Source organism: Veronia nyctiphanis, assembly GCF_004116385.1.
In the GTDB taxonomy this organism is placed as follows: Bacteria; Pseudomonadota; Gammaproteobacteria; order Enterobacterales; family Vibrionaceae; genus Veronia; species Veronia nyctiphanis.
Window position 1 is genome coordinate 1 of the sequence record NZ_PEIB01000038.1, and the last position, 16,358, is coordinate 16,358.

Here is a 16,358-nt window from a genome sequence, read left to right on the forward strand (position 1 = left end):
CTGCATTGACACAACGCACTGCATTGACACAACGCACTGCATTGACACAACGTACATAATTAACAATTAGTGAGGGGCCTCAATCCCCTCACTTTTCAATATGAAAAACATCAACCTTCAAACAGACTATTTCGATTCGACCCTCAGAAATAGACAGGATAAGTTCACGCTTGAGGTAATCAAGCTTGCAGGCACTAGTCTATATTCGGTCGTCGATTTTAGAACATCAGAATCCAAACATGAACTATTCATCAAAGAGTCAGTTAAATCAGTCCTTACTATTGAAGATGTTTACCACATTCTAGAGTTAAATAAATCTTTGTTAGATACATTTTTTATAGAATTTGAGGAACCAAAATCTGACAGTATTAGCATGTTTGTTCCTATCGAAATGACACCGTTTTTTAATCTTTTGAGATCTGCTAAGTTCGCAATATATGCTAAAGGGCTTGGCCCATTTAACATATCTGGCTTAGTTCTGGTGCCAAATACAGATCACGTCTGCTGGTCTTCGATTGAACCATTCACCATACATCTGGTGATTGAACAAAGTGCAAAAAAAGTTTTAGCTATGTTCAATAATGGCGAAATAGACCTCACATGTCCTTATCAATTTGACATTGATACTAGCTCTGGTAGCAGTTTAATAATACAGACTCCCCTTAGGATGCAGCTCATACCTTTGGTATACCTCACTCAAAACGGTCAGTTATTCAGGCATTGAACAGATGCATCCCAACAATGACTGATCGCTACTCTGGGAACTGCGTTATCTCATACAACCCATACTATCCAAATTATTTGTTTGCGAAGTCTGTATGTGAAGTATTTGGGCCGAAGGCAAAGTTAAAGCAAGTTGAGTATATGGCTCCTAGAGATGAGGTCTGTGGTGCATTTGTCTATCCATCACCTGTAGTTCAAGGAGTGCCATTTGAGTTTGAAAACATTACTTACTTTGACGAAGGCACCCGAGACATAATGTGGGACTCCTATTTGAACTATCTTAGTGATCAAGTTGAGACCTTTGAGTGGAGTGATAGTGAGTTAAATAGAACGGTATATGAATCCTTAGTACAAGGTGAATGGTTAACAACAAAAGTATTATATCGGGAATCTTTAAAGACGGCTGTTATGAACTTATTTACAGAATTAAAAGCATTTGATTTAAGAGGTATCAAGTATGATTAGACTCCCTTTATTATATATCTATAACGCCTTATCTAGCGCGCTATTTTACAGGGGGATATTCATTATCTATCTGTTAGATAACGGTTTAGATATGACACAAGTAGGAGTTTTACAATCACTCTTATTTTGGACTATGGTTGTGGTTGAGGTGCCATCTGGATATTTTGCGGACCGATACGGTCGGAAAAAGTCTCTGATGGCGTCTTCTATATTGCTGATTTTATCAGCGGTAGGAATGCTTTTTTCTGATCAATTTTATTTTTTTGCACTAGTGTTTATTTTGGAAGCATTAGCACTTTCATTTAACTCTGGTGCTGGAGAAGCACTGCTGTTTAGTTTTTTAAAGGAAAATGGACAGGAAGATGAATATTTAAAACATCGTAGCAGAATTTCTGCAATATCATCAGTAGCTATGGGATTAGCTATCGGGCTTGGTGGATGGCTTCAAAAAATAAATTTCGAATTGGTTTATATAGCAACGATAATCTGCGTTTCAATCTCCTTTTTTGCTATTTGGGCATTCCAATATGAATCGGGTGGCGTCATTGAAGAGAGAGAGAAACAAGAGTCCATTTCAATTATTAAGGTTTTGTCAAATGGAGGTTTAACACTAAATATCTTTATGCTAATGATAGGGCTAATCATAGTAGAAGCATCTATGACAATGATCTTCATTTATGGTCAGTTTGTTCTTCCAACTAAGGGAATATCTACAGAATATATAGCTCTAACTTACTCTATTCTGCAGTTCTTAGCAGCGGGTGTATATCTATCTAGTAACTTCCTAACTAATAGATTTGGATTCCGTCCAGTCGTTATCACTAGCTTACTACTTACGAGTATTATCTATGTTTGCTTTATCGAAAGTACGGGTTTACTCGCTGTCACTCTCTTCCTGATGCTGATAATGGTTCCTGAGATCATTTGCCTTCCTTTAGAAGACTATTTTCAGAAATTTCTTCCCGAAGAAAAAAGGGCAACATTACTCTCCTTTAAGTCCATGCTCACTAGCCTGATCACTACCCTAAACTATCTGGTATTTGGTTGGATGTTCACAATGTATTCAGTTGATACAACGTTGTATACAGCTTTCACATACCTTTTTATCGCCATACTATTTGTGCTTGTAGTTATTTACATCGAGAAGAGGTCAACCACTTATGTTCATGTTTAATCTAGGATGCCTATATTCACACCATAATGGGGTCACATCAATCACTTTAGATGACTTAACAGTTTCTTTTGACGACGCATGTCGTGAGTTACTTAGCCTAGTCGGTACAAGGCTGCCCATAAATAGCAACATATTATCTCAAGAACAAACTAGCGAGTTGCGCGAACTAAATTTTCTAGTCCCACACAAACCTGCTCGATTTACTCAAACAAGGTATCAAAAACTTAGTGATTACATTGATTCGAAGTTCAACAAAAATTCATTAGATAACATTCAAAAAGCAAAAATTCTCTTAGTGGGGTGCGGTGGAGTTGGCGCAGAAGTAGCGCTTCATCTGGCTGCTGCGGGTGTGAGTGAGCTTGTTTTGGTTGATTACGACACTGTAGATTTGCATAACCTCAACAGGCAGTACTTATATAGAGAGCACATGTTGGTAAGCCAAAAGTGCAACAACTCGCTCTTCAGTTGAAGGATTTCAACCCGTCTACGATTATCTCTCAGAAAACGATGAAGATTGAATCTGACTTTCCGTTTGTGAATGAGCCTGATATCCCAGAAGTTGACCTGATCGTTTGTGCAGCCGACTCTCCACCACTAGCTATAGCGCGATATCTGTTAACGGAAAGCTTACACAGCGATACTCCTATCGTTTTTGGAGGTGTTGGTCTAAATCAGGGTAACTGTGGTCCACTATTAATCTCAGAAGACAGCAAACTGGAACAATTAGCAAACACGCAACAGTTGTTAGATACCTTAGGCGAAATAGGTAGCGTATTTTCAGCATCTTATGGCCCTACGAATTCTATTGTTTCAGGTTATATATCTGACTTGATTATCCAGTTTATAGCCGGAGAGATTAGTGAAGACCAAGCTTTAAGAAGAATCCAATTCTAATGGAAAAGTTTCATCTAGAAAATGATGGTGGGAGTCATGGATTCATTTTTGAATACCGAAATGCTATTGGGTTAAGTGGATTACCTCATATTCATGAGCATCTATTTATTGGGCATTCTAAAAATAAAAATTCGAGGACTTATCTTGATGTGCCGAAAGAGAATAGATGCACATATTTTAATGCAATAACTGGCCCAAGGTGCACTTCATTCAGCTTTTCCTCTGATAGTATTGAGAGTGCGGAGAATGCATACAGACACTTGTTAGAAAGCACTGAGACTATAAAAATTGATCAAGAGTTCATCCATGCTGAGGTCATAGGACTAGGTAAAAATTTGGATGTGCAAGGTGTAATATTCAATGAACTTATAGATACCCTCTCAGACCCAAAGCAAAGACCTCGTAGTATATTTATTGATAAGCTGTTTAGCGGACGCATAACAGAGCCAAGTGGCGACCTGGTTACGTTATCAAGAATGTCAATCTTTGATGTCGGCTGCAGTTTTGAATCAGCATTTGGTGGCACACCCGATAGATTCCTAACGTTTGGAAACTTCTCGGTTGACGGCTCCACGCCCCAAAGGGTTGGATCAGAGGAAACAGATTTCGATTATTCCAATCACTATGCCGCAGCTCATGTGGAATCGTGGGCTGGTGAGAATGCCCTTCACTTTAGCGCCTATAAAGTCGTGTACAACTCGCTTGACGAAGTTACATCTCTGATTCTAGAAAACGTTATAAGCAACGCATTACATGACGCAGTCCCCAACTGCGAGATCGAAGTTGTTAGTGAAACTGCAGGAAAACTGACTTTAATAGTCAACAGTTATTTCGACAACTATACCCATAGACTAGTACAAACCTTGATGACCTCCATTGAAAGGTACTTTATGTCAATGCGGTTGCATTTTCTAAATATCTCTGATCTAGAGTACATGTTGCAAAAAACAGTTAGTTGCTCTAGTTATTATTACCAGATCGACACACTTAGAAAACTTGCCTCACCAACTAAGTACACAGTATGGGAGCATCTAATTCGCTTTTTAGACTCTTATCACATTGAGTACACGGGATGTTCCCACACCTTTAAACCTGGTCTAACTCAAAGCGATGTCGCAAAAGCACTGTTCGAAAACATCGAGAACCTGGGTTGTGATGAATCAATATCTATGGTGTCAACATCGCTGCCAAAACTACCCACGCATAAAAATGCAACCTTGTCGATGCCCTCCAGATTCGATCAAGCAGGAGTGGTTTCTAATGAAGTAGCCCTAAACGTGCACATCGAAGTTCAAGAAGATGTAGGGGAGCTTATGAGTTATGCATACGAACCTAATTCTTGGTGTAGTGGAGTTATGCTTCTATGCCAAAACACAAATTTATTCTTAGGATTAAAGAGCTCAAACACCTCCGATTTGGAGCGAAGAATAAACGTAATTGACCTTGTTAACACTCACCATATGATTGAAGGGGATACCTTTATTCGACGCAATCCTGACTTTAAAGGTTATCCAATAGTAAGCGACGAAACCGATACTACATATGGCAGGCTTTGTGGAAACGTTGACAAATATAAGTTGGGCTTATTATTACGAATTCTAGTTGTCAATTATCAGTATGATATTCGGCTAAGCGGAAAGGGTTACAATTTTGATATATGGTTCGATTTTTTTACAGATCGAATAGTTATTCAGTCTGAGAATTTGGACGCTTTGTTGAGTTTCGTTAGAACGCAAGAGCTCTTTCCCTTGAGGTTTAAACTTTGTGACTACTGTACATCAGCAATAAATAATTTCGACCACCATTATCTGAACTTTGGTAGAGACTTCAGGAGTGCACTGTTACAAATAAGCGGTATCACAGAATCAGGCGTTCGCAAAGCGTTTAAAAAAATTACGGAAGAGGAACTCGTTTGTATTTATACAGAAGTTAAAATTGGATTGCTAAAGGCGCTAGATAAGTATGATTGAATATAACGTATCAGACTTCGATCCTGACAACGTAAATTTGGACATTCCCTTTATTGTCAGATCTTATGGGGCTCATTGGTTAATAAGAGATATTCTCACCTTTGAAAATCTACAAAGTGTATTCAAAAATGTGGTAGTGCCTCAAACTGATATGGTGGATAAGACCGTTTTTTGGGCCAATATAAGAGAGTTTTTTGAGCGAAATAGAGCCGATAAAAATACGTACATACAGAACTGGCAGTTCTTACTCGATTTACCTGAACTAGCGGATACATTTGTTGTACCCAAACAATTTAGGTGTTTTCTAGATGAATTTTCTCTCAATGAACATATCGCTTTAGAAGGCTCCTTGCTATTAAGCTGGGCATTTATAGGACTGAAAGGTAGCCACACAACACTTCACCAAGATGTGGCAGACACATCCGCATGGAATGTCTCTCTTTATGGAAGAAAATCATGGAGTTTCTTTTGTCCAGAATTCAACCCAGAATCAGATAGAGACAAACCAACTATTTGTATACAAAACCCGGGCGACCTTATATATACACCGGCGAACTGGTGGCACAGCGTGGAAAATCTTGAGGCTACCATAAGCATCACACAAAACTTCATTAGGCCGGAGAAACTATCGAGCTTCGGTAATTTTGTCAAAGCTAACTTTGATGAAGATATTTCCTCATTCATCAAAGACCGAGAACCAAAGGTATTCACATGAAAGTAAAAGAGCTGCTTGTCGAAGATTATACTGTATTTGTGGTTGACGGCTTAATGGATGAGATATCCATAGAGAATTTTTATACGAATATATCAAGTCAGGCATTTTTCCGACAAGAACGAGATTCTGACCAAGATGAATATCCGATATTTAGTTTCGATTTTGAACCGGAAGAAATTAGTTCATGTGACAATGTTGGTATCATAGCTACTGAGCTAGTGCACTCTTATTTTAAAGCGGACTTTTATCTTCAAAGAGCTACGTGAACCTATGTCACTATGGCGACATGGAGTATCCACACAGGGATTGTGAATTGGGAGAAGGGGCAGTAACAGTATTATACTACCCCATGATGTCATGGAATAAAGAGTGGGGAGGGGAAACGATCTTCTACGAATATGGCGAGTCGAAATATGCAATCTCGCCCAAGCCTGGGAGATTCGTTATCTTTTGTGGTGAACTTGAACACTTAGGAACACTGCCAACACGTATCTGCTCTCAAAGCCGATACACTGTCGCACTCAAGTTTAAAATTAAAAGCCAGTGCAAATAGTTTTATTTAGGCAAATTCGTGCTGTCTCCGAACGGGATTTTGTTGGACAAAATTGATAAAGAGGTAAAGACAGTTTATGGCATCACGCTAAACCATTTTGGGGCGATTTTTAGTTGCCAGTTTGGATGAATTTATCTAATACTTCTCGTTAGTGTAGAAGGTTAAAGTGTGCAAATAATCTAACGCGATTTGGGGCAGAACCGTTCCAGCATGAACCGCTTCACGCGAGCTTCGGCAAATTTTTACTCAAAGCTAATTTGGTATGGCATTGGCCAGATGTTCGAAGTGCTGTAAAACATAAAAAACAACAAAACCACCATTTTCGGTGGTTTTGTTGTTTCTCTGCCTTTTCGGCGGTTCCGTTAATTTGACGGCTTATTTCACGGCGGACCTTATTCCTAGCTGCCTTTTCGGCGGTTCTCTGATACTAATGCTGAATTAACATTCCTCAAGAGTTTACAAGCTGCCTATACGGCGGTTCACATGACTCTGCATAACATCTCATTGTCAATATTATTCCTAGCTGCCTATACGGCGGTTCACGTGCCATCTCTTTTGCTTCTAGAGTGTGAGCTATTCCTAGCTGCCTATACGGCGGTTCACATTGTCCTGACCCTAATTATCCAAACCTTCAAATTCCTAGCTGCCTATACGGCGGTTCACCGTTAAAGATAGACTAAGATATCTTGTCCTCTCTGGCGTGAGGGCAATTTTTGTTAGAAAACCCTTTTTTGAGACACCTCTCTAACCTACTGATTTTAATAGGCTGGAGTTTGCCTTCAAAGAAAAGGGTCATAACTCGATTAGCGGCACTGTTCCTCGCCAATCGACGTTGGTGGCGAGGCCATACATGTTATAGCCACCATCGCGCGGACTCTCCTCACCTTCAACCTGAACCTGGAGAACGAAGTCTCTTCCCGATGATTTGCTGCCCATTGGGATGCTGTGAAATGGCAGGAACGTTCTTTCTTCTTCGGAGGCGGGTGTGAAATCTCTGCCTGCCTCTAATGCTCGTTTTTCAGCGCGTCTTAAACGACGTCTTTTTGAGTCTAGAAAGCTTTTGTCGATAGTTTGGTTTCTGACAAACCTGACCTCAGGAGCTGTTTCGGGAACGGTTTTAACTGTCGATACTTCGAACAATCCCTCTGAGCGCATCAGCGTGAAGTAGGGTTGATAGGAAAGCCCTGTTAGCGTCGTTTCATCGTAGCAGACAAACCCGATTGCACTCCCAATATTTCTCTCATTCCACTTGGGGAAACAAATACCAACTTTATTTGCCACAGCGTCATTGACTGCCATAAACCCATGCAGAGTCTTAATGCACCGTCCGGCAAGAAGAGCGCAGTCAGCCTGAGCAGGAAGAAACTTTATAGTGAAGAAGTATCGGTTACTCATGATCCTACCCCTTTGTCTTTGTCTGGCCGTTACTAAACAAACCACCTTTGGCCATCACTGCTAACAAGTAGTGAACTTCATCAGGGATCTTGTCGGCGTCTGATAACCTTTCCAGCCACAGGTCTGCGTCTTTAAGTAATGCATAGAAATCCTGCTGCGTGCTTGGGTGGCGGCGGGATGTTCCGTATTCACGATGTGCACCATATTCGTTGATGCGTATGGCAACATCTGCGTCAGGTGCCCACCAATCATCAATACTCTGAATGGCAGCACCAATTTTTTGAGAATGGAAAGAGGCGGTTTGCTGCCCCTCTGAGAGAAAGGTTTTCGCTAACTGCTTGGTTGGTTTTCCTTCTACTTTTTCATCCAAGAATTCTTGACTAGGGTAAAGTTCATCTCCCCATCCCACAGAGATTTTTGCGCTTATATCCATGTAGTAACTGTCTGACTTATCGCTTAGGCCTTTACTGATATACCCAGTCAGTGCTTTTAAGGCACTTTGCGCCTCTTTCGGCCACTTTTCATCCCACTCTAGTCGATGTGCTCGTTTGACAGAAAGAACGGAATCGTCGCCGCACTTCACTTCGATTTCAACATTCCGAAAATCACGGTTTCGCCAGAGCCATGTTCCCATCAAAAGGTTCTTGGCATACCTCTCTGCCAGTTCATTAAAGCCCCCAGACTTGCTGTATTGTTTTGAGAGCGTTTCAAGCACCTGTCGAACTGAGTCATTAGAGCAAGCATTTGGTTTCAAGGTGTTAGCTTGTAAGCGCAAAGAAAATCTGCAGTAGATGTCATCTGCCCCCACGGGAACATAGCAGGCTTCAATAAACTGAGGATTACCATACCCAAAATCTTTCGCAGAGGTTGGTTTAGGGCTGTAGTCGGGTTTGTATCCCTTTTGGAAGTCAGAATTTTGCCCAAGAATACGTGTCTGCTCCACGTTGATAGGTAACATTTCTCCCTTCTCGCTAAGTCGGTAGAAATAAGCTTTTCCTGGTGAAAGTGATCGCGTATAAGATAAATTGTCACACCGTTCCATAGTTAGTCCTCCTTTACACTTTCAATCAGAATAGCTGCGTCGTTTTCTGTCAGTGTCCAGAAGGCAAGACGAAAGAAGTTATCCTGCTTGCCCCAACGAACCTCAATGGGGTTCAACCGCTTCCCTAAACCAATCACATTGTCCGCATAGCAATGATGCTTTGTCAGACTATTTAAACGCGCTTTGGGGTTTTCCAAAAACGCATATCCGCAATGCAAAGGAAGTTGGGTATGGTCGGCGCTTAGGAAAGCATCCAGTTCAGACAGTGTCTGTGGCCTTTCCTTGGTGGGTATAAGCCAACAACCGCTGCTCGGTAAACGGCTAACGCAGTGAAAAAGAGATGCTCTATCGGGATATGTAGAAAGCCAGTACCGAGAAATATCTAGCTCTGGAGGGAACAAGCCGCCACCTGCAAAGTTGACGGGCAAAGCGGCTCTGAGTGCCTTAATGAAATCTGAAACCCGTGCCTCAGATTTCACTTTGATCACCATATCAAACTCAAGATCAGCACATGCTCAGAGCGAAGGGTTGTTCGTTTGATGGGAGAAACGTTTCTTTTTTGGACGGGCTTAGAAAGCTCAGTAGCTTCGCTGTGTAATGTCGGGATTCGCTTCGAAAGAAAATTGCAAAGCTTTCAAACAGGCAACTTTGGTCGGGCCCAAGTAACTCTAAAAACCGATGCTGGTATGCATGCATGAATCCCCAAATGGCAGTAAGAGATGGTGCCCCAGCGAGATAAGGTGAGCCCATCATTGACGCATCATAGACACGCATTTTTGAAAGATAAATATACTGCTCATCGCCAGCTGTATGGTTATCATTCGGCGCTCGAATTAGCCTTTTAAGTATCCACCGCATCTGTCTTTTCATTAGTGGCATCAGCTTATAATGATAAGCATATCGCCAGCCAAACTTGCTTTCCTGCAACGTCAGTTGAAGCTGCTGGTTTAACCCAGTGGTGAACGTCTCTAGTTCAGAAAGGTCTCCTAAAACGAATGCCTGCACCAATGTATTTTCCGTATTGAACGATTCACCACTCTCCTCGATGTGATCTCGCAACTCGACTAATGCATCAACCAAACACCGATCTGACGCCGCAATGCGAGTATTTGATATCGCCGAACCTGCATTTGCTTTTTTGGCGTAGCAAGAGGCGACTCTCCTGAGAGGCGACGGAGCAATCCGCACGTCTTTTTGTTCACCATGGCAAAATCATCAAAGAAGCGATGTGTTTTTTCCCGGCTCGAAGATAAGGTTCTTTTTGAATGAGGACGAACGCTCAAGGGATAGTTGAGCAGCCGCATGTTTCCACCCAGCGCACCCGCGAGACTGCCTATTGCGGCAGAGTTGGGCAATAGCAACCTGATAGTGTTGAATCTGCACTCTGGTGAGCGAAAATAGCGTTCTAACGCCGTTTGAAACCCATGATTTACAACCGGCGTGATAGTGAGTTCTTCGCCTTTCCATGGAAAGCGTAACCTCTTTGAAAGCGGGTGCACTGAATCAGGAAAAGACGATTTGGATAACGCTTCCTTGAGTGATTTTTTGATCAAAGAAGCCCTCTTTTTAGTGAGTCCAAATTTAGCCAGTAAGGGCATCCAAGTAGCATCGTTTTCTATAAGAAAATTAAATAAAGAGGTGACTTTTCCTTGCCAGACGAAGCTTGATAGTAGCCAAAGAGGATATTGGTATTGGTTACTGTTGTTGGCCCAGCCTAACTCAGTTGAGGATGAATAGTGGCTGACCAAGTTTGGGTATTTGCTGGATTCCAAACAAAGAAGTTTTTGCTTGTTGACTCGGCAGTCCGGATACTTGAGGTTATGGGTGTGAAACCAGGATATCGCAGTGAGCGACCTGTTTATATTGTCTTCGCTCTGCAGAAACTCCCTAGCGGTATCAGCGTTTAAATAGTCTTTACAGTTGGCGTTTAACAAAGCGAGATTGAGCAGTACCACTATGGTTTGCTCTTCAAAGCCATTAACGCATATTGGGGCAGTGTAAGGCATGAATGCTCTTTTGATTTGAGCGTTTCTCACCTTCATATTTTTTTCAGCTAACAGAGATTGCAGCGTTTCCATGCTTACCACTCCGGTAAAAAAATATTAAGACCATCGGTTGAGGATTGCATGTGTGTGATCCCAAGCGTCATCACGTCACGCAAATGATAAATAGGCTTATGAGATTCAATCTTCTCATGCAGCTTGAGTCGGAAAGCTGTTTGAAGGTAACCATGATCGTTCAAACGGTTCACCTCATCTGTCGTACAGCCTAAAAGTGTTGATGCCTCTAAAGTGCTGACGAGCATATTGGAAGGGTTGTCTGCGTGTTGCCCAGCATGTCCATGAACGAGCGATGAAAGGTAAGCAGCAATGGCTTTCAGGATGGGGTTTCGGCTCATATCGCGACTCGGTAGACTACGGGCCTCTTTAACAAGGTTGCCAAACACCGCTGACAGCGTCGTTTTATTCCAAGGTTGAATACGCACGGCATCACCTTTCTGCAAAGCCTCATCTAGCTCGTCATAAAGCGACTCAGGCCAAGTTTTGAAATAGGTAAAGCATTGCGTTAAATCACCATTTTCCTTGTCTCCATAGCGGTGCGTGTACCAAAGCAGTAACCCGAAACGGGCTGGTATATCGAGCGACAAAGCAAACATTCCCTGTTCGGCAATCTTCTCCCCAAGTAACCACTGGCTGAGCGCAATCAAACATTGTCCTGCTTCAGTCGTTTCGGCTGTTGTAAGGTCAAACCCACATTCGCAGTAGGTTATGGACCCAGAGGATTGATAGTCGAGCTGTGCGTGACAGGAAGGGCAATGGGTGAGTAAATGCACTTTGTGTCGATGACAGACTTGATGTGTTAGGAATTGCCAGTGTTGGCGAATATAGGGGCTTTCAGCTATACATTCGGGGCAGACTGGCGTGTGATTTTTACGCAGAAACGCAAAGGGGTAATCGACACCGTTTCTGAAAACTGCTTTGTAGTTTGGGGAATACACGGTTTTGGAATGCATTAAAGCCAGTTTAAGCAGCTCTGACTCCTCGACACCCCTTTGCTTTCCTACGAACAATAGTCCCTGCGCCCACAGTTTACTGGCGACTTTTGCGCGGTAGATGTTGGCTTGATGGAGAGATAGCGGATAATTGCCAAAAGCATCAGGTGTACTCTCAACAAGCAATGCCCAAATTTCTTCTGCGAAGTCAGAATACTCCGGGAAACCAAGATGATTGGTCAAGCGGAGTAGATAACTTTCAAGCGCTTCATCGGGGTAGGGGGGCGGTGTGTTAATCCAGTCCATTGAACACTCATAAACTTAGAATTACTAAGTTTATGAGTGTGGTATAGAATGGTGTGTTGTCAATGAAACCAAGATAAATAGTCGAAATGAGGTATCAATCTATCGGATATGGAACCAGAGGACGATGGTAGGCAAAAAAACGTTTTCGTCCTTTTGCCCGGTTCTCATAAAGCGATTCTTCCAGCCGTTGCGATATTGCTAGCTCCTGACGGACAATACTAAACAGCGCATCCCATTCCTTTTTACTTCCATCAGTGTCACGCCAAGCAAGCATAAAATCAAATTGTTCTCCATGCCTTAACACTCTTGCAGGCAATCCCCCATCCCCCATTGCGCCAATAAACATGCCATATCTGAGGTAAGGGTGAACGGTTTTGTGCAAGTGCGCTTTGTGGCTATAGGTGATTGAATCATGCGTATTTACGCTATTTATCTTGGTTTCGATGACTAGCCGAGGTTTCCAAGTCTTACCTTCTGACTTTTCGTATATCAATATATCCGTTTCAAATTTGTTCTCTTCAGACAATGTAGTTTCATCATCGTATTGTCTAATTTCATTGGAATAAGCTAATTTTTGCGACGTATCTGCAGCGAAATTTGAATCAAGCCTTGTTATGAAGTCATGTAATTTTTCGGTTACGCTCTCCGCCCAAACTTTTTCCGAAAGTTTTTGTTTGTTTGCAGTTGTCATTACCCCTCCACCTTTTCAATGGTATAGCCATAAGGCTCCATTGCCTGCAGTAGTTTCGAGATATTGCCGCCCCACTGGTTAGAAATGGCGATTTTCTCACCGGAAATTAGGGTGAGAAGGTCGCTCTCTGATGAGTGGTAGCGGTTTAAGCTCTTCTTAGGGATGTGTTCAAAGAGCGACACGACTCTGTGCAAGTTGAAAATGTTCAGATAACGCTGAACTTCAGCAAGGCTTTTTGGTTGCTTGTTATTGAGCCAATGAGTAATCACAGCTAAAGCCAGATTGCGTTTGTTATAAACCTGGCCGTTAAATCGATACTTGGAATAGTCGCGCTGTCCCTTCTTGCTGGTTCGCCGCTCTGCCTGCTTCTCGCGGAATTTAACTTGGTAGGCTTCAACCTCAGGTACCGGGATGATCTGCTCTGCGTTGATCAGTATGTCCTCTTTGTAGCGATAGGGTGTGAGGCGTACACAACTGATATCAATGCCTTTGTCGCGAAGCCACAGAACAGACGTAGTCAGTTCTTTACCGAAATCCGCAGATGCGAGCACGATACGAACGTCATTACCGAAATCATCGAGGCTGTTTTCATCTAGATCGACGAACTCAAGAATGGTTTCGCGGGCATTGATTTCCAGCTCTTCCTTGGCAATGTATTGCTCGAAGTACTCACAAGCCTTATCAAACGTCATGGTAGAGATCATGGCCGCATAGCGAAGCGCTTGAAGCTCCATGTGTGCGCCAATTTCATCGCGTTTCAGCTCAATCACGACAAGATTGGCATTTCGATCGATGGCCAGCAAATCAATACGTCTTCGGCTGTCTTCCCAATCTGAAAACTCTTCAGATATTACCAAGCAATCAGGTGCAATGGCGTCGATGCAGCTTTAAGGGCCTCTTGTAAATCCTGCCGCTCTTGCAGCCCTTCGGCTGCAAAAGTGGTGTGGTTTAATGCGGTCAGGTTTTTGTTTGAGATGTTGTAGAGGCTCAATTTTTGCGTATCCCGAAAAATAGAAACTTTAAGCGGCTTTTTTTATTATTCGTGGCTTTCCCGAACTATTTGCGAAGGCTGTAGCTGCTGCTTCCCCAAGAGTTCTCAATGCAGCTTTTGCCGTTGACGAAAAAGCTGAAGATTCGTGAACTAAATAAAGAATTTCATTTGCGTGTGTTTCAGCCTTTAGCTCAGACACAGGGCAGCCGTTACTAGCCATATGCAAGCACTTAATGTACTCATGGTATTGTTGTCTAACTACGGTCCAAAGAGTTTTTCTTTCCAAAACTAAGCAAGAACTGTTTAAACCAAAGTGTTTTATAGTCAACTTTGCCTTCTCTTCAGATTTTGGAATAACAACACCTGAGTTAGCTATAGCCTCACCTAGTTCATTAAAGCTCAGGCATTGATAATCCATCGGCGAGATTGGATCTAAAAATAAGGGCTTTTCTGCAGTATGAGGCATTGAATCGTTTTGACTGCGAAATTGTTCATTAACTAAAGGAAAATAATTTCCTTTTACACGGTTTAATCGTCCTTTGGTTATACGATAGTTGGTTAAATTAAATGCAAGCCAGTAATAACCATCATGAATTTTATTTCTTTGTAAGTCATTAGTCCTCTTTTTGGGGCGCCAATGCTCAAGCTCAGCAGAGTCACCAGCAAACTTTGCTTCGCTGTACCAACACTTATTGTGACTAAGACCCAGAAGCCATTTCATCAATTTCTTCGATTGCCAGCAACTCGACTTACTCTCTATGTACTCGTATTTCTTTTCGAGTGACATATTCGGGTCCAACATTACTTTTTCATGTTCTTGCGCTTTAGCTAACCAGGTTTTTATAGTTTGAGGTAAATCGAGTGTCTCGAGGCTCCTAAAGTCATTGGTTGAGAAAGGTGTGTTAATATGAATCACTTACCACCTTCCTTAGACAATACTTCACTTAATTTTCTGACAGCTAGCTCTTGGAGTTTGCGGTATTCGTCTTGTGTATAATGTGGTCTACGGAACAATTCAGACTGACTCATTGCTTTTGCAAAATTAGAGAAATAAGGATCAGGATGTGATATTGACTGTCCAAGGCTATCAAGCTCTATATTTTTAGCTTTCAGTGACGATACAAGATCTTCCTTACGCTCGGGGTCAGTCTCTAGCTCTATTGAATTCAATAGTTCATTTCTTTCGTCAATTAGATTTTGAATCGACATATCTAGACTGGTTCGTATGCCGTAAAGCTCAGACTGTATTATCGCCTCAACCCCCATGGTGTTTGGATCAATCTCTGGCAGTTCAGAAGTTTTTTTGGTTCTTTCTTTATTCCAAGAGAGCACCCTGATTTGTTCTGCATTCAAAGCAGTGAGCATCAGGGGGTCATGCGTCGTCAGTAATACCTGGCTTGAGTCCAGTGCTGTTTTATCTGAGCCTTCAATGTTGAAATCAAGGATGGACTTTATCCTATCAAAATATTTCAGTTTCCAACGAGGGTTCAAGTGAGTGTCTGGTTCATCGAGAAGAAAAAGTGACTCATCATTTCGGGTAAATTTCATTAGGCCAAGAACAGTGAGGAGTTGTCGCTCACCTTCTGAAAGTTGATCGAAGGTAACTTGTTGCCCATTCTCTAACGTCACCGTTACTTCAACACTTTCGAGCAAATCGGCAATATATGTGCTCTCAATATTCATAAAGAACTCAGTAGTATCGATATATTCACTCGCAAGGCCCCTGAGTGAGTCATCATCGGGCAAAAAGAGGTAAAGCCTTTCCTGATTCTCTGAACGGCCTCTGAAATCGACAGTCTTTCTTTCTTTATTGTCGATGGGGGCAATTGAATATTTCCACATTGTGCTGAGGAAATCTTTAACAACTCCTCTTGAGTACCAGAAGCGATGGTCTCCGTCATCGAGCATGATTTGGGATGGTTTATTTTTGAACCAGTATGGCTTCTTTAGACAAAATAGAACCGAGTCGAGAGACTTTATCCCCAGACGGCCAAGAATCTCTTTACATGCAGGATCATCATCAACAAGAAATGCCAATAACACGAAGAAACTGTGTACATCGCGACAATAGAAAAAGCGACGCATGAGTTGGCTATCACCGTTTGTCAACGCATTGTAAAATCGAGTTTGGTGCTTGGTGAATAGCTGCTCAACACGCTCGTTTGTTCCAGAGTAATAAGTAAATATGTTAAGAGGCAAATACTCATTGGCCATTTTTTTAAGATGGGCAAACGAGCGGTTCACACTATCAATAACGACAGAGCTACGTGCCTTATCAGTAGTCGAATATGACACATCGATATTATGACCTCGACACTCATAGCTCAAGGTATAGTCAAATGACGTGGATTCACCTAATTCTAATGCACGAAAAATAGAAACGATTATTTCTATTAAATTTGATTTTCCCACGCCATTTACGCCTATTACTGTTGTAATGGGTGTTG

16 protein-coding genes and 2 pseudogenes are annotated in these 16,358 nt (G+C 42.0%); 8 read left to right on the forward strand and 10 right to left on the reverse strand.

The annotated features are described in order from the left end of the window. The first annotated feature begins 100 nt into the window (after positions 1-100). The 8 genes and pseudogenes from CS022_RS20990 to CS022_RS28280 all read left to right on the forward strand — a co-directional run bounded on the left by CS022_RS20990 (position 101) and on the right by CS022_RS28280 (position 6,494). Positions 101-724 (forward strand): hypothetical protein, encoded by a 624-nt coding sequence (locus CS022_RS20990; protein ID WP_129123894.1) that lies wholly within the window; start codon positions 101-103, stop codon positions 722-724. Between the two features lie 17 nt (positions 725-741). Then, positions 742-1,188 carry a hypothetical protein gene (locus tag CS022_RS20995; RefSeq protein WP_129123895.1) on the forward strand — a complete coding sequence of 149 codons (447 nt, stop codon included), beginning with the start codon at positions 742-744 and terminating at the stop codon, positions 1,186-1,188. Continuing rightward, positions 1,181-2,362, forward strand: a complete 1,182-nt coding sequence (locus CS022_RS21000; protein ID WP_129123896.1) for an MFS transporter — start codon at positions 1,181-1,183, stop codon at positions 2,360-2,362. Before CS022_RS20995 ends, CS022_RS21000 begins: the two co-directional genes overlap by 8 nt. Next, positions 2,355-3,256, forward strand: a pseudogene (locus CS022_RS26830) (ThiF family adenylyltransferase). Before CS022_RS21000 ends, CS022_RS26830 begins: the two are co-directional and overlap by 8 nt. Continuing rightward, entirely contained in the window at positions 3,256-5,226 is a 1,971-nt protein-coding gene (locus CS022_RS21015; protein ID WP_129123898.1) for a hypothetical protein, read from the forward strand. Before CS022_RS26830 ends, CS022_RS21015 begins: the two are co-directional and overlap by 1 nt. After that, positions 5,219-5,941, forward strand: coding sequence for a cupin domain-containing protein (locus CS022_RS21020; protein ID WP_129123899.1), 723 nt, complete (start codon positions 5,219-5,221; stop codon positions 5,939-5,941). Before CS022_RS21015 ends, CS022_RS21020 begins: the two co-directional genes overlap by 8 nt. Next, complete coding sequence (locus tag CS022_RS21025) at positions 5,938-6,207, forward strand: hypothetical protein (RefSeq protein ID WP_129123900.1); 270 nt, start codon at positions 5,938-5,940, stop codon at positions 6,205-6,207. The genes CS022_RS21020 and CS022_RS21025 overlap by 4 nt, the downstream gene beginning before the upstream one ends. Beyond that, entirely contained in the window at positions 6,204-6,494 is a 291-nt protein-coding gene (locus CS022_RS28280) for a 2OG-Fe(II) oxygenase (RefSeq protein ID WP_129123901.1), read from the forward strand. Before CS022_RS21025 ends, CS022_RS28280 begins: the two co-directional genes overlap by 4 nt. A gap of 792 nt (positions 6,495-7,286) precedes the next feature. On the opposite strand, the gene cas6f is transcribed toward CS022_RS28280, so the two are convergent. From cas6f to CS022_RS21080, 10 genes and pseudogenes are all read right to left on the reverse strand, one after another. After that, positions 7,287-7,889: a type I-F CRISPR-associated endoribonuclease Cas6/Csy4 gene (gene cas6f, locus CS022_RS21035; RefSeq protein ID WP_129123902.1), complete on the reverse strand. Its 603-nt coding sequence runs from the start codon at positions 7,887-7,889 to the stop codon at positions 7,287-7,289. A gap of 4 nt (positions 7,890-7,893) precedes the next feature. After that, positions 7,894-8,931: a type I-F CRISPR-associated protein Csy3 gene (gene csy3 / locus CS022_RS21040; RefSeq protein WP_129123903.1), complete on the reverse strand. Its 1,038-nt coding sequence runs from the start codon at positions 8,929-8,931 to the stop codon at positions 7,894-7,896. A 2-nt stretch (positions 8,932-8,933) separates the two neighbouring features. Then, entirely contained in the window at positions 8,934-9,410 is a 477-nt protein-coding gene (locus tag CS022_RS21045; RefSeq protein WP_129123904.1) for a hypothetical protein, read from the reverse strand. A 25-nt stretch (positions 9,411-9,435) separates the two neighbouring features. Beyond that, positions 9,436-10,011 carry a hypothetical protein gene (locus CS022_RS21050; RefSeq protein ID WP_129123905.1) on the reverse strand — a complete coding sequence of 192 codons (576 nt, stop codon included), beginning with the start codon at positions 10,009-10,011 and terminating at the stop codon, positions 9,436-9,438. Beyond that, on the reverse strand, positions 9,996-11,009 hold the full coding sequence (locus CS022_RS21055) for a hypothetical protein (RefSeq protein ID WP_129123906.1): 1,014 nt from the start codon (positions 11,007-11,009) through the stop codon (positions 9,996-9,998). The genes CS022_RS21050 and CS022_RS21055 overlap by 16 nt, the downstream gene beginning before the upstream one ends. 2 nt (positions 11,010-11,011) lie before the next feature. Beyond that, complete coding sequence (locus CS022_RS21060; protein WP_129123907.1) at positions 11,012-12,229, reverse strand: TniQ family protein; 1,218 nt, start codon at positions 12,227-12,229, stop codon at positions 11,012-11,014. A gap of 94 nt (positions 12,230-12,323) precedes the next feature. After that, positions 12,324-12,920: a hypothetical protein gene (locus tag CS022_RS21065; RefSeq protein WP_129123908.1), complete on the reverse strand. Its 597-nt coding sequence runs from the start codon at positions 12,918-12,920 to the stop codon at positions 12,324-12,326. Then, positions 12,920-13,911: pseudogene (locus CS022_RS21070) on the reverse strand (hypothetical protein). Before CS022_RS21070 ends, CS022_RS21065 begins: the two are co-directional and overlap by 1 nt. Before the next feature lie 28 nt (positions 13,912-13,939). Further along, a complete protein-coding gene (locus CS022_RS21075) occupies positions 13,940-14,827 on the reverse strand; it encodes a hypothetical protein (protein WP_129123909.1) in 888 nt (295 codons plus the stop codon). Then, positions 14,824-16,323 (reverse strand): AAA family ATPase, encoded by a 1,500-nt coding sequence (locus CS022_RS21080; protein ID WP_129123910.1) that lies wholly within the window; start codon positions 16,321-16,323, stop codon positions 14,824-14,826. The genes CS022_RS21075 and CS022_RS21080 overlap by 4 nt, the downstream gene beginning before the upstream one ends. Between the last annotated feature and the right edge of the window lie 35 nt (positions 16,324-16,358).

Bases quoted from the DNA above. Each gene is read 5' to 3' on its own strand.
- CS022_RS20990 (WP_129123894.1), top strand. From the start codon at position 101: ATGAAAAACATCAACCTTCAAACAGACTATTTCGATTCGACCCTCAGA.
- CS022_RS20995 (WP_129123895.1), top strand. From the start codon at position 742: ATGACTGATCGCTACTCTGGGAACTGCGTTATCTCATACAACCCATAC.
- CS022_RS21000 (WP_129123896.1), top strand. From the start codon at position 1,181: ATGATTAGACTCCCTTTATTATATATCTATAACGCCTTATCTAGCGCG.
- CS022_RS21015 (WP_129123898.1), top strand. From the start codon at position 3,256: ATGGAAAAGTTTCATCTAGAAAATGATGGTGGGAGTCATGGATTCATT.
- CS022_RS21020 (WP_129123899.1), top strand. From the start codon at position 5,219: ATGATTGAATATAACGTATCAGACTTCGATCCTGACAACGTAAATTTG.
- CS022_RS21025 (WP_129123900.1), top strand. From the start codon at position 5,938: ATGAAAGTAAAAGAGCTGCTTGTCGAAGATTATACTGTATTTGTGGTT.
- cas6f (WP_129123902.1), bottom strand. From the start codon at position 7,889: ATGAGTAACCGATACTTCTTCACTATAAAGTTTCTTCCTGCTCAGGCT.
- csy3 (WP_129123903.1), bottom strand. From the start codon at position 8,931: ATGGAACGGTGTGACAATTTATCTTATACGCGATCACTTTCACCAGGA.
- CS022_RS21055 (WP_129123906.1), bottom strand. From the start codon at position 11,009: ATGGAAACGCTGCAATCTCTGTTAGCTGAAAAAAATATGAAGGTGAGA.
- CS022_RS21060 (WP_129123907.1), bottom strand. From the start codon at position 12,229: ATGGACTGGATTAACACACCGCCCCCCTACCCCGATGAAGCGCTTGAA.
- CS022_RS21065 (WP_129123908.1), bottom strand. From the start codon at position 12,920: ATGACAACTGCAAACAAACAAAAACTTTCGGAAAAAGTTTGGGCGGAG.